General features: G+C 68.5%; 12 protein-coding genes. 9 read left to right on the plus strand and 3 right to left on the minus strand.

Annotated features, from left to right (window positions below; all coding sequences use genetic code 11):
* Position 1 precedes the first annotated feature (1 nt).
* Together ACZY1G_RS15015 and ACZY1G_RS15020 are read right to left on the minus strand one after the other, a co-directional pair.
* Complete coding sequence (locus tag ACZY1G_RS15015) at positions 2–436, minus strand: pyridoxamine 5'-phosphate oxidase family protein (protein ID WP_463812633.1); 435 nt, start codon at positions 434–436, stop codon at positions 2–4.
* Between the two features lie 62 nt (positions 437–498).
* On the minus strand, positions 499–957 hold the full coding sequence (locus tag ACZY1G_RS15020) for a carboxymuconolactone decarboxylase family protein (protein WP_463812634.1): 459 nt from the start codon (positions 955–957) through the stop codon (positions 499–501).
* Between the two features lie 49 nt (positions 958–1,006).
* Between ACZY1G_RS15020 and pdxR the strand changes: the two genes are divergently transcribed.
* Together pdxR and ACZY1G_RS15030 are read left to right on the plus strand one after the other, a co-directional pair.
* Entirely contained in the window at positions 1,007–2,407 is a 1,401-nt protein-coding gene (gene pdxR / locus ACZY1G_RS15025) for a MocR-like pyridoxine biosynthesis transcription factor PdxR (protein WP_463812635.1), read from the plus strand.
* 86 nt (positions 2,408–2,493) lie between these two features.
* Complete coding sequence (locus tag ACZY1G_RS15030) at positions 2,494–2,907, plus strand: nitroreductase/quinone reductase family protein (RefSeq protein ID WP_463822825.1); 414 nt, start codon at positions 2,494–2,496, stop codon at positions 2,905–2,907.
* 57 nt (positions 2,908–2,964) lie between these two features.
* Here the strand turns inward: ACZY1G_RS15030 and ACZY1G_RS15035 are convergent, their stop codons facing one another.
* On the minus strand, positions 2,965–3,357 hold the full coding sequence (locus tag ACZY1G_RS15035) for a hypothetical protein (protein WP_463812637.1): 393 nt from the start codon (positions 3,355–3,357) through the stop codon (positions 2,965–2,967).
* A 55-nt stretch (positions 3,358–3,412) separates the two neighbouring features.
* On the opposite strand from ACZY1G_RS15035, the gene ACZY1G_RS15040 reads away from it, so the two are divergent.
* From ACZY1G_RS15040 to ACZY1G_RS15070, 7 genes are read left to right on the plus strand one after another with little or no spacing between them, the layout of a single operon-like run.
* Entirely contained in the window at positions 3,413–4,867 is a 1,455-nt protein-coding gene (locus ACZY1G_RS15040) for an HNH endonuclease signature motif containing protein (RefSeq protein WP_463822826.1), read from the plus strand.
* A gap of 41 nt (positions 4,868–4,908) precedes the next feature.
* Positions 4,909–5,304, plus strand: a complete 396-nt coding sequence (locus ACZY1G_RS15045; protein WP_463814757.1) for a GtrA family protein — start codon at positions 4,909–4,911, stop codon at positions 5,302–5,304.
* A complete protein-coding gene (locus ACZY1G_RS15050) occupies positions 5,301–6,335 on the plus strand; it encodes a hypothetical protein (protein WP_463812639.1) in 1,035 nt (344 codons plus the stop codon). The genes ACZY1G_RS15045 and ACZY1G_RS15050 overlap by 4 nt, the downstream gene beginning before the upstream one ends.
* Before the next feature lie 2 nt (positions 6,336–6,337).
* Positions 6,338–7,720, plus strand: coding sequence for an FAD-binding oxidoreductase (locus ACZY1G_RS15055; protein ID WP_463822827.1), 1,383 nt, complete (start codon positions 6,338–6,340; stop codon positions 7,718–7,720).
* The gene (locus ACZY1G_RS15060; protein ID WP_463812641.1) at positions 7,721–8,497 is read left to right on the plus strand and encodes a decaprenylphospho-beta-D-erythro-pentofuranosid-2-ulose 2-reductase; all 777 of its coding nucleotides are present in this window, start codon (positions 7,721–7,723) and stop codon (positions 8,495–8,497) included.
* Entirely contained in the window at positions 8,497–10,404 is a 1,908-nt protein-coding gene (locus tag ACZY1G_RS15065; protein ID WP_463822828.1) for a galactan 5-O-arabinofuranosyltransferase, read from the plus strand. The genes ACZY1G_RS15060 and ACZY1G_RS15065 overlap by 1 nt, the downstream gene beginning before the upstream one ends.
* Positions 10,337–13,624: an arabinosyltransferase domain-containing protein gene (locus ACZY1G_RS15070; protein ID WP_463814758.1), complete on the plus strand. Its 3,288-nt coding sequence runs from the start codon at positions 10,337–10,339 to the stop codon at positions 13,622–13,624. The genes ACZY1G_RS15065 and ACZY1G_RS15070 overlap by 68 nt, the downstream gene beginning before the upstream one ends.
* Positions 13,625–13,633 lie beyond the last annotated feature (9 nt).

A 13,633-nucleotide genomic window follows, 5' to 3' on the forward strand; every position in this document is an offset into this window, starting at 1 on the left:
CTCAGCTGACCAGCGCGGTCTGGTCAGGCTCCGGGCCGAACACGAACCGCCGGCCGGTCACCGTGTGCGGGGTGACTCGCACATAGCGCAATTTGCGGGTCGCGATCCACGGATACAGCCCAGCGCGTTCGGCCTCGGCGATCTCGGCTGAGGTGTGGAGAAGCTTGGCTGTCCCGCGGACCACAACGCTCCACCCCTCAGCGGCATTGTGGTCATCCGCCTCGAACACGACGTTCTCGTTGAGCACAGCGGTCAACAATTTGGTGCCCTCGGCAGTGCGGAACAGCAGGGTCTTGTGCTGGACGACGTAGTTGACCGGGAAGATCTCGGTCCAACCGCCGACGGTCGTCACCAATCTGCCGAGGGTGAGTCCGGACAACAGCTGCCAACTCTGTGCCTCGGACAGTTCGGTCACCGGGGTGGTTGTCGCATCCATGCCCACCATGCTCGTCGGCGGCGACGTCTGGCCGTAGGGTCCAACGGCACTTCTTCGGCGGATCAGCGGCGGGGCGGCGGGGCCTGGACCGCGGCGTTGATCCGGTTCCACGCGTTGATGGTGACGGCCATCGCGATGACCTGGCCGAGCTCACGCTGGGTGAACGCCTCGGCCGCGATGGCGTAGACGTCCTCGGGGACGCCGTGATCGCCGAGCACCGTGAGGGATTCGGTGAGTGCGAGCGCGGCCTGCTCGCGCGCGGTGAAGAGGTCGCCGGCTTCGGTCCACGCTGCGAGCACGTCGATCTTCTGGTCGCTCACGCCGATTTTGCGCGCATCGCGGGTGTGCATGTCCAGGCAGAACGCACACCGATTCATCTGCGAGGCGCGGATTTTGATCAGCTCTCCCAGCTCGGGTTCGACGTCCTTGGCCGCGGCGGTGGACAGCGCCATCATCGCCTCGTAGAGCTCCGGCGAGCTCTTGTAGATCGGGAATCTCGGGCCCTTCAGCGTCTGTGTCATGTCATCGACACTATGCGGCAAAAGCCCGTTCTGATGGTTCAATCGAGTGATGGTTTCATGGGCCAATTCGGGTGCGCGGGATCTGCACCTCGAGCTGCGGGACGTGCTGACCCCGGGTGCGCGCGGCGCCAAAGACGCGGTGATCGTGGCGTTGCGCGACGCGGCGCGATCCGGTCGGCTGCCGCCAGGCACGATGCTGCCTGCGTCGCGCACGTTGGCCGCCGATCTCGGACTGGCCCGCAACACGGTCGCCGACGCGTACGCCGAACTCGTCGCCGAAGGGTGGTTCGCATCCCGCCAAGGCGCAGGCACCTGGGTGTTGAACACTGCCCAGCCGCACAGCGGTACCCGCCCGCGGGGAAGGTCCGTCACTCCGGTGCACAACCTCATGCCCGGCTCTCCGGATGTGTCCGAGTTCCCCCGAAGCCAGTGGATCACCTGTACGCGTCGCGCGCTCACCGTCGCGCCGAACGAGGCACTGCACATGAGTGACCCCCGCGGCCGTGTCGAATTGCGTTCTGCCCTGGCGGGTTACCTGGCCCGAGCACGCGGCGTTCGAACGTCCGTCGACTCGATCGTGATCTGCGCCGGGGTGCGTCAGGGGGTGGAACTGCTGAACCGCGTGCTCGGCGGACCGCTCGCGGTCGAGGCATACGGGCTGCACCTGTTCCGTGACGCGATCACGGCGGCGGGCGGAACGACGGTACCGATCGCCGTCGACGGTCACGGTGCAGTCGTCGAGGAACTGGAGGATCTCGACGTCACGGGAGTCCTTCTGACTCCGGCACACCACAATCCGCTCGGCATGCCGTTGCACCCATCGAGGCGCACCGCGGTGGTCGAATGGGCGCGCCGCACAGGTCGTTTCGTGCTCGACGACGACTACGATGGGGAGTTCCGCTTCGACCGTCAACCCGTGGGCGCACTGCAGGCGCTGGACCCGGGACGGGTCTGCTACCTCGGTTCGGTCAGCAAGAGCCTCTCGCCCGCCTTGCGGCTGGGCTGGCTGGCTCTGCCGGAGGAACTGGTCGATCCGGTCGTCGAAGCCGCTGGCGGGCAACAGTTCTCCGTGGACGTGATCAACCAGCTGACCCTCGCTGATTTCGTAGCGCACGGCCACTACGACCGCCACATCAGGCGGATGCGCGGACGATACCGCCGACGCAGGGACCTCACGGTTGCTGCGCTCGCGCCGTTCGACGTGGCTACGGCAGGGTTGGCGGCCGGGCTCAACCTGTTGGTGACGTTGCCCGACGGAATGGAGGCCGAGGTGATGCGCCGGGCCGGTGAGGCCGGCATCGCCCTGACCGGGTTGTCGATCCTGCGTCACCCTGACGCCGAGATCGACGACCGCGACGGCATCGTCGTCGGATACGCCGCACCGCCCGAACACGCCTTCGGCGCGGCGATTGCGGCGCTATGCGACGTGCTCGAGGCGGCGGGGCTGTAGCGTCTGTCCATGGCGGATCGGCGCCCGATGAGGCTTTACGAACGCACCCTGGAACGCTTCGCCCGACCCCGGTCGGCTACTGGTACGTGACGCAGCTTGCGCCGCACATCGATCCGCCGCTGTTGCGGCTCACCGGCGGACGGATCAGCAGCATCTTCCCTGTGCCGGTGATGTTGCTGACGACCACGGGCTCCAAGACAGGCCTCCGACGGACGCTGCCGTTGCTCTACGTCGTGGAGGAAGGCTCCCTCCTCGTGATCGCGTCCAACTACGGTCGTCCGGGCCATCCGGCGTGGTACCGCAACCTCAAAGCCAACCCCCGCGTCGACGTTCTGGCCGGCAGCCGTAGCGGCGCATACCTCGCGTCCGAGATCACCGACCCCGGTGAGCGCGCCGAAGCCTGGGCGAAGGCGCTGGACGTCTACGCCGGATACGCCGATTACGAAGTGCGAGCCGGGAATCGGATCATTCCCCTGATCCGGCTGAGGCCGTCGACATGACAAAGGGCGCCCCTCGTGGGGGCGCCCTTTGCGTTTCCGAGGGGGGATCTCGGAGGACTACTTCACCGTGACGTAGATCGTCTGGTTGATCGTCGAGCGGTTCGAGTCGCCATTCGAGGTGCCGAACGGTTCGGCGCCGCGTTGGATCGGGCCGCGGGTGACGGAGACGACCGACGCCTCATCCAGCGGTGCACTGGACTGGCGGGTGACGACAACGCGATTGCCCTGCGCTTCGAGCGCACTGATGGTCTGCTCGGCGTCGCCTCCGGTCGGAGCGGCGAACGCGGGGGCGGCCAAGCCCAGGACTCCGGCAGTCAGGGCGGCGGCGGTAACGGTGGTGATGGTGAACTTCTTCATTGTCTTGCCCTCTTCTGGTTTTCGATCGTGGTGATCTGATATCTGGAACCCGCCCGTCCCCCAAAACATTTCGGGTGGCAGGAATTTGATCATCGGTGGCAGAAACACATGACTGAGACTTGTCGGGGGCGCCGGTATACTCGAACATGTGTTCGAAGAACCGGATCTGCGTCGGCTCAGCGCCGCTGATCTGATCGACGCCGCCCAGCACTGGGCACGCGAAGAGAACGCGGCCGCGGCGCGAAAGATGGCGGTGATGGCCGAGTTGTTCACCCGGCGCACCGGCGTCGACGCCGAGGACCGCTCCGGATGGTGGCTCGATCCCGACGCCGCGGTCGCCGCCGAGGTGGCACCGGCCGTGGGCATCACTCGGGAGCTGGCACTGCACCAGATCCATCGCGCGGTGGCGCTGCGAGACCGGATGCCCCGGGTGGCGGCACTGTTCGCCGACGGACTGATCAGCGATCTGCTGATCCGCAAGATCGTCTATCGCACAGGGTTGGTCACCGACCCCGCGGTGATGGCCGAGGTCGATGCGGCGATCGCAGCCCACGTCGGTCGCTGGGGGCAGCTCTCGGAGAAGAAGCTCGAGCAAGCCATCGACGCGACCGTGCTGGCTCACGATCCGATCGCCGTGCGCCAGGTGGTGGAATCGTTGGCGCGGCGGCGTGTCGAGTTCGGCTCGCCCTCGGACGCGCCGGGTTTCACCAGCGTCTGGGCGCTGCTACCGGCCGCCGACGCCGTCGCGCTGCAGGATCGCCTCGAGGCGATCGCGCACACCGTATGCGCTGCGGACCCGCGCACCCTGGAGACCCGCCGAGCCGAGGCACTTGCCGCCGTCGGCGCCGGGCTCGAGGCTCTGGCGTGCCAGTGCGGTCTCGACGACTGCGACGCCGCCGCGGCACCCAGGCCGACGCGCAACACGACGATCTACGTAATCGCCGACAGCGCGACCGTGGACCACGCAGCCGCGCAGGAGCCCGCACCCGCCCGTGAGGACAAGCCGGCCCTGATCTTCGGGTCCGGCATCACGCCGTCAGAAGCGCTGGACCCGCTGCTGGCGCGCGCGAGGTTGCGTCAGGTCACCCATCCCGGTGACGCTCCGCCCGAAGATCACTACGTGCCGTCTCGGGCCCTCGCGGAGTTCATCCGCTGCCGCGATGTGACGTGCCGCTTCCCCGGCTGCGACGTGCCCGCCACCGAGGCCGACATCGACCACACGGTCCCCTATCCCGTCGGGCCCACCCACGCGTCGAACCTCAAGGCGCTGTGCCGTTTTCATCATCTTCTGAAGACATTCTGGGCTGGCGCCGAGGGATGGCAGGACCGCCAACTTCCCGACGGCACGGTGATCTGGACCAGCCCCACCGGACACATCTATTCGACGCATCCGGGCAGTCGGGATCTGTTCCCGTCGCTGTGTCGGCCGAGCGGCGTCCTGTGGGACGGCGACCCGCCACGACCGTCGGCGTGCGAGGCGCGCGGCGTGATGATGCCGAGGCGCCGGTACACCCGCGCTCACAACCGTGCCCGTGCGGTCGCTGCCGCCCGCCGCCTGAACGAGCAACACGGAGCGCACGCCCACGCACCACCACCGATCTGAACAGGTGGTGGCCGTAAGCTGCCCGGGTGGCCGAGCCCCCGCTGTCACCGCAGCTGCCGTTGACGACGCAGATCTGGCGCTTCGTCCTGACCGGCGGGCTGTCGGCGATCGTGGACTTCGGTCTGTACGTCGCGCTGCTCGCCGCCGGGTTGCACGTCAACGTCGCCAAGACGCTGAGCTTCATCGCCGGGACGACGACGGCCTACCTGATCAACCGACGATGGACGTTCCAGGCACCGCCGAGCCGATCGCGCTTCATCGCGGTGGTGCTGCTGTATGCCGTCACCTATGCCGTGCAGGTCGGCATCAACTATGTCTTCTACATGCAGTTCGAGAACCAGCCGTGGCGGGTGCCGGTCGCGTTCGTCATCGCTCAGGGCACTGCGACCGTGATCAACTTCATCGTGCAGCGCGCAGTCATCTTCCGGCTGCGATGACCGCCGGCCCGGCAGCGCACACTGCGCTCGTCACGGACGGTTGGCACGCCGTCGTGCGCCGGTCCGCACCGGCACTGGCCGCCTGGGCCACGCTGATGCTGCTCGAGCTCTACGTCCTGATCGCCTCAGGTGACCAGGACATCGACATCAGCACCTCTCCCTCCTTTGCCGACTGGTCGGTGCTCGTGGTGCTGGCGGCGCTGCTGCCCCTGATGGCCGTCGTCGCCTTCGCCGTGAGCCGCGTCGCGAGTCCGCGAGTGCGTGCGCTGATCGCGTGGGGCTCGATAGCCGTCGGCCTCGCATCGGACACCTACCAGGCCGGCGGGTGGACGGCCTTCGGGACCGAGGCCGTCGACGTGGTCGTCATCCTGGTGATCCTGGCCGCGACCGGCTCAGGGCTCGGCGCGATCCTCGGGTGGGCGCTGCGCACCACCTTCACCCACCTGCGCTCGGCGGGCCAACTGTTCGCGCGGGCGCTGCCGGTGGTCCTGCTCACCCTTCTGGTGTTCTTCAACAACACCGTCTGGTACATCTCCGCCAACCTCGAGACCACCCGGATCTGGCTGCTGGTCGCAGGCATGGCTGCGATCGCGCTGGCCTTCACGGTCACCGAGTCGCGCCACGCCTGCCGCCCGCTGCTCGCCGAGGCCGAACCTGCACTGCGGCGCACGGACCAGGTGAAAGTCGTCGCGGTGGTGTCACTGGCCCAGTGCATCCAGGCGCTGGTCCTCGCCCTGGTCACCGGCGTGATCTTCTTCGTCATGGGGCTGGTGGTGCTCAATTCCACGGTGCTCGACCACCTGACGGACGGCAATCCCGCGCGCAGCCAGTGGCTGGACATCGCGCTGCCGGTCGACCAGGCGCTGGCCCACATCACGATCGTCCTGGCCGCGATGACGTTCATGTACCTCAGCGCCCGCGCGGCCACCGATGCCAAGCACCGCGCGGACTTCGTCGACCCGCTGCTCGACGACGTCCGCGCCACACTCGCGCTGCACCGACCGGCCGCCGCGAAGCGGTACCCTCTGTGACGATGTTTCGCACCGAGTTTCCGACCACCGCCAAGCGCCTGACCGGCTGGGGCCGCACCGCTCCGACCGTCGCGCAGGTGCTGACGACGCCGGATCCCGAGGTGATCGTCAAGGCCGTCACCCGCGCCGCCGAGGACCCTGACCGTGGTGTTCTCGCCCGTGGCCTCGGCCGCTCCTATGGCGACAACGCCCAGAACGGCGGCGGCCTGGTCATCGACATGAATGCGCTCAACCGCATTCACTCGATCAACACCGACGATGCACTCGTCGACGTCGATGCCGGCGTCAATCTCGACCAGCTCATGCGCGCAGCCCTGCCTCTTGGACTCTGGGTGCCTGTGCTGCCGGGCACGCGGCAGGTCACCATCGGCGGCGCCATCGCCTGCGACATCCACGGCAAGAACCACCACAGTGCCGGCAGCTTCGGCAACCACGTCCGCTCGATGGACCTGCTCACCGCCGACGGTCAGGTCCGCACCCTCACCCCCGACGGCCCCGAGCGCGACCTGTTCTGGGCCACCGTCGGAGGCAACGGACTGACCGGCATCATCCTGCGCGCCACCATCGCGATGACGCCGACCGAGACCGCGTACTTCATCGCCGACGGGGACGTCACGGCGAGCCTCGACGAGACCATCGCCTTCCACAGCGACGGCACCGAGGACAACTACACCTACTCCAGTGCGTGGTTCGACGCGATCAGCGCCCCGCCCAAGCTCGGGCGCGCGGCCATCTCCCGCGGCTCGCTGGCAACCCTCGACCAGCTGCCCTCCAAGCTGCAGAAGAACCCGCTGAAATTCGATGCGCCGCAACTGCTCACGCTGCCCGATGTCTTCCCTAACGGGCTGGCGAACAAGTACACGTTCATGCCGATCGGCGAACTCTGGTACCGCAAGTCGGGCACCTACCGCGGCAAAGTCCAAAACCTGACGCAGTTCTACCATCCGCTCGACATGTTCGGAGAGTGGAATCGCGCTTACGGCTCATTGGGTTTCGGCCAGTACCAGTTCGTGGTGCCCACCGACGCCGTCGAGGAGTTCAAGGCGATCCTCGTCGACATCCAGCGCTCGGGGTTCTACTCGTTCCTCAACGTGTTCAAACTATTCGGGCCGGGAAACGAAGCGCCGCTGAGCTTCCCGATCCCCGGCTGGAACGTGTGCGTGGACTTTCCGATCAAGCCGGGCCTCAACGAGTTTCTCAACGGACTCGACAAGCGGGTCCTGCAATTCGGCGGGCGGCTCTACACCGCCAAGGATTCCCGCACCACGGCCGAGACCTTCCACGCCATGTACCCCCGCATCGACGAATGGATCGCGTTGCGCCGCAAGGTCGATCCCGCCGGGGTCTTCGCCTCCGACATGGCTCGACGACTGGAGCTCCTCTAAATGGTGTTTGACGCCACCGGCAATCCTCAGACCATCCTGCTGTTCGGGGGAACCTCCGAGATCGGCCTGGCGATCTGCGCGCGCTACCTGCGCAACGCCTCGGCCCGGGTGATCCTGGCGTGCATGCCCGGCGATCCACTGCGCGATGCCGCCGCAACGCAGATGCGTGACGCCGGCGCCAAGGCAGTGGAAGTCATCGACTTCGACGCCCTCGACACCGACAGTCACCCCGGCGTCATCGAGAAGGCATGGGGCGGCGCCGTTGCCCCGAGAGACATAGACGTCGCGATCGTCGCGTTCGGCCTGTTGGGCGATGCCGAGGAGTTGTGGCAGAACCAGCGCAAGGCCGTCCAGATCGCCGACATCAACTACACCGCCGCCGTGTCGGTGGGCGTGCTCGTCGGGGAGAAGATGCGCGCGCAGGGCTCCGGCCAGATCATCGCGATGAGCTCCGCGGCGGGTGAACGCGTGCGGCGCTCCAACTTCGTCTACGGCTCCACCAAGGCCGGGCTCGACGGCTTCTACCTCGGCCTGGGAGAAGCATTGCGCGAGCACGGCGTTCGCGTGCTCGTCATCCGCCCCGGCCAGGTGCGCACCCGAATGAGCGCGCACGTCAAGGAAGCGCCGCTGACCGTCGACAAGGAGTACGTCGCCGAGCTCGCAGTCACCGCGTCGGCCAAGGGCAAGGATCTGGTGTGGGCGCCCGGCGCGTTCCGTTACGTGATGATGGTGCTGCGCCACATCCCGCGCCCGATCTTCCGCAAGCTCCCCATCTGATGCCAGGCGTGCTGGCCGCGCCGGTTCGAGTGGCCGGCCAGATGACCGTCGCGGCCGCGATCGCCGCCCTGGTCGCTGTCGTGAGCCTGGCTGCGATCGCCCGGGTCGAATGGCCGGCCTACAACTCATCCAATCAGCTGCACGCGCTGACCACGGTCGGCCAGGTCGTTTGTCTGACAGGGCTTTTCGCGGCCGGGCTGCTGTGGCGGCGCGGCCGTCACACCCTGGCCCGCCTCGGCGCGACCCTGTTCCTTGCCGCCTTCTCCGTCGTCACCCTGGCCATGCCGCTGGGCGCCACGAAGCTGTATCTCTTCGGCATCTCCGTCGACCAGCAGTTCCGCACCGAATATCTGACCCGGCTCACGGATTCGGCGAGCTTGCACGACATGACCTACATCGGTCTGCCGCCGTTCTACCCGCCGGGCTGGTTCTGGCTCGGCGGCCGGCTCGCGGCACTGACGGGCACGCCGGCGTGGGAGATGTTCAAGCCGTGGTCGGTCACCTCGATCGCGATCGCGATCGTGATCGCCTTCGCGCTCTGGGCCGCGATGGTCCGCTTCGAATACGCGCTCGTGGTCAGCACCGCGACCGCCGCGGCTGCGCTCGCCTACACCCCCGCCGAGCCCTACGCCGCGATCATCACCGTGCTGCTGCCGCCGATCTTCGTGCTGGGGTGGTCGGGCCTGCGGGGGAAATCAAGAAACGGGGGCTGGGCCGCCGTCGTCGCGGTCGGCATCTTCCTCGGCGGCGCGGCCCTGTTCTACACGCTGCTGCTGGCGTACGCGGCGTTCACGCTGACCATCATGGCCGCCTTGCTCGCCGTCGCCCGCAGGCACTGGGACCCGCTGGCCCGTCTCGCCGTCATTGCGGTGATCTCCGGGTTGATTGCGCTGATCGGGTGGGGGCCCTATCTCATCGCCGCCGCCAAGGGCACTCCCGCCGACCGCGGCACCGCGCAGCACTACCTGCCCGTCGACGGCGCTCAGCTGTCGTTCCCGATGCTGCAGTTCACGCTTCTGGGTGCGCTGTGCCTGCTCGGCACGCTGTGGCTGGTCGTGCGGGCGCGCAGCTCCACGCGTGCGGGCGATGAGCGCTTGCGCGAAGAGCAGACGGCACCCGCGCTGGCTGTCGCCGTGCTGGCCGTGTACGCCTGGTCGCTGCTGTCGATGCTCACCACGCTGGTGGGCACCACGCTGCTGTCCTTCCGTCTGCAGCCGACGCTGACGGTGCTGCTGACCGCGGCCGGGGCGTTCGGGTTCATCGAGACGTCCCGGGCCCTGGCCGCGCGGGTGAGAACCGCGAACACGCACCGCGTCGTCGCCGTCGCCACCGTGGTCGGTGCCCTCGGCGCCGTCACGTTCAGCCAGGACATCCCCGACGTGCTGCGCTCCGACATCGTCGTTGCCTACACCGACACCGACGGCTCCGGTCAGCGCGCCGACCGCAGGCCCCCGGGAGCCGAGCAGTACTACCGGGAGGTCGACGCGAAGATCCAGGAGGTGACCGGCCGGCCCCGCAACGAGACCGTCGTGATGACCGCCGACTACAGCTTCCTGTCCTACTACCCGTACTACGGCTTCCAGGGCCTCACGTCGCACTACGCCAACCCGCTCGCCCAGTTCACCGAGCGCGCCGGCGCCATCGAGGGCTGGTCCATGCTGACCAGCGCCGACCAGTTCGTCACAGCCCTGGACGCCCTGCCGTGGCCGCCGCCCACCGTCTTCCTGATGCGTCGCGGCGCCAACGACACCTACACGCTGCGGCTGGCCGCCGACGTCTACCCCAACCAGCCCAACGTGCGGCGCTATCACGCCGCCCTCGACGACGCGCTGTTCGACGATCCACGCTTCGACGTGTCCACGATCGGGCCGTTCGTGTTGGCCATCCGCAAGCCCTCTACGATCTAGCTCCGTGGCGGAGCAGCGGGCGAGGAGTGGCAACCACCGCACCGCGCGCCTGATCGCGATCGTGGCGGGCCTGCTGGGCACCGTGCTGGCGATCGCCACCCCACTGCTGCCGGTCACCCAGACCACCGCGCAGCTGAACTGGCCGCAGAACGGGGTGCTCGCCAGCGTCGACGCCCCCCTCATCGGGTACGTCGCCACCGACCTCGAGATCACGATCCCCTGCCAGGCCGCCGCGGGCCTGGACCGTCCCGGTCGCTCGGTGCTGCTGTCCACCGTGCCCCGACAGGCGCCGAAAGCCGTCGACCGCGGGCTGCTCATCGAGCGGGTCAACAACGACGTCCTGGTGATCGTGCGCAACACCCCGGTGGTCAGCGCACCGCTGGACCAGGTGCTCAGCCCGGCCTGCCGGGAGCTGACGTTCACCGCCCACGCCGACAAGGTCACCGGCGAGTTCGTCGGGCTCACCCAGCCACCCGACTCGTCCGACGCCGGCGAACCTCTGCGGGGCGAGCGCAGCGGCTACGACTTCCGCCCGCAGATCGTCGGCGTGTTCACCGACCTGTCCGGCCCCGCCCCTCCCGGCCTGCAGCTCTCGGCCACCGTCGACTCCCGCTACAGCACCTCGCCGACGCTGCTCAAGCTCGTCGCGATGATCCTCGGCGTCGCGATGACGATCGTCTCGCTGGGCGCGCTGCACGTGCTCGACAGCGCCGACGGTCGGCGGAACAAGCGCTTCCTGCCGCAGCGCTGGTGGTCGTTGTCCCCGCTCGACGGGCTGGTCACCGCGGTGATGGTGTGGTGGCACTTCGTCGGCGCGAACACCGCCGACGACGGCTACATCCTGACCATGGCGCGGGTGTCGGAGAACGCCGGCTACATGGCCAACTACTACCGCTGGTTCGGCACCCCGGAGGCGCCGTTCGGCTGGTACTACGACCTGCTCGCACTGTGGGCGCACGTCAGCACCACGAGCGTCTGGATGCGACTGCCCACGCTGCTGATGGGGCTGGCCTGCTGGTGGGTGATCAGCCGCGAGGTGATCCCCCGCCTCGGCGACTCGGTCAAACACAGCCGGGCCGCGGCGTGGACGGCCGCGGGACTGTTCCTGGCGTTCTGGCTGCCGCTGAACAACGGTCTGCGTCCGGAGCCGATCATCGCGCTGGGCATCCTGCTGACCTGGTGCTCGGTCGAGCGCGGGGTGGCCACCAGCCGGCTGCTGCCCGTCGCGATCGCCGTGATCATCGGCGCGCTCACGCTGTTCTCCGGGCCCACCGGCATCGCCGCGGTCGGCGCTCTGCTCGTCGCCATCGGGCCGCTGAAAACCATTGTGGCCGCCCATGTCTCACGGTTCGGCTACTGGGCGCTGCTGGCGCCGATCGCCGCCGCGGGCACCGTCACGATCTTCCTGATCTTCCGCGACCAGACCCTGGCCGCCGAACTGCAGGCGAGCAGCTTCAAGTCCGCTGTCGGGCCCAGCCTGGCCTGGTTCGACGAGCACATCCGCTACTCGCGGTTGTTCACCACCAGCCCCGACGGCTCGGTGGCACGCCGGTTCGCGGTCGTCACGCTGCTACTCGCCCTGGCGGTGTCGGTGGCGATGTCGCTGCGCAAGGGCCGCATTCCCGGCACCGCGCTCGGCCCGAGCCGCCGCATCGTCGGCATCACGATCATCTCGTTCCTGGCGATGATGTTCACCCCCACCAAGTGGACCCACCACTTCGGCGTGTTCGCCGGACTCGCTGGTTCACTCGGCGCACTGGCGGCCGTGGCGATCTCGACGGCGGCCATGCGGTCCCGGCGCAACCGCACCCTGTTCACCGCGGCGGTGCTGTTCCTCACCGCACTCTCGTTCGCCACCGTCAACGGCTGGTGGTACGTCTCGAACTTCGGTGTGCCGTGGTCGAATTCGTTCCCCGAATGGCACTTCGGCTTCACCACCATGCTGCTGGGACTCTCCGTGCTCGCCCTGCTGGTGGCCGCCTGGGTGCACTTCTCCGGCCGCGACGCCGCCCCGGAGGCCCCGCCGCGGCGCTGGCGATCCGTGGCGCGCGCCCCGCTGGCGATCGCCACCTGGGCCCTGGTGATCTTCGAGGTCGGCTCCCTCACGCTGGCGATGACCGGCCAGTACCCGGCCTGGACCGTCGGCCGGTCCAACCTCGAGGCGTTGGCCGGAAAGACCTGCGGCATGGCCGAAGACGTCATGGTCGAGCAGGATCCCAATGAAGGCATCCTCACCCCGATCGACACACCCGTCAGCATCTCGCTCGGCGCCGGTCGATCAGAAGGGTTCACCCCCAACGGAATTCCCGCTGACGTCTCCGCCGACCCGGTGATGGAACAACCCGGCTCGGACAACTTCGCCGACTCCGACAGCGGCGTGGTCACCGGCAGCGAAGCGGGTACCGAGGGTGGCACGACCGCCGCAGCGGGGATCAACGGCTCGCGCGCCAGCCTCCCCTACAACCTGAACCCGGCCCGCACCCCCGTGCTCGGCAGCTGGCGCAGCGGCACGCAGGCGCCCGCGTTCCTGCGATCGGCCTGGTACCGCCTGCCCGCCGGCTGGAACGAGGGCGACCGCTCCGACTCGCTGCTGGTGGTGTCGGCGGCGGGCCGGTTCGATCCCAGCGATCTGATCGTGCAGTGGGCCCGCGACGGCGACGACACCCCGGGCGGCGGCATCGGCTTCGGCGACGTCGGCGCGGCCCCCGCGTGGCGCAACCTGCGGGCGCCACTGTCGGCCATCCCCTCCGACGCGACCCGCATCCGATTGGTCGCCACCGACGACGATCTGAGCCCCACCCACTGGATCGCCGTGACCCCGCCCCGCATCCCGGCGCTGCGCACGCTGCAGGACGTCGTCGGCTCCAGCGATCCGGTGCTGCTGGACTGGCTGGTCGGGCTCGCGTTCCCGTGTCAGCGTCCGTACGGGCACCGCAACGGCGTCATCGAGGTACCCAAGTGGCGCATCCTGCCGGACCGCTTCGGCGCCGAGGCCAACTCGCCGGTGATGGACTACCTGGGCGGCGGCCCGCTCGGCATCACCGAACTACTGCTGCGCGCCACCACCGTGCCGACATATCTGAAGTACGACTGGTTCCGCGACTGGGGTGCGCTGCAGCAGCTCACGCCCTACTACCCGGGCGCCGAGGTGGCCCGCCTGGATCTCGGTTCGGCAACGCGTAGCGGACTGTGGAGCCCGGCACCGCTGCGTCTGTCCTAGACCCGTCTA

The sequence above is a fragment of the Mycobacterium sp. IDUB_5 genome (genome assembly GCF_055419565.1).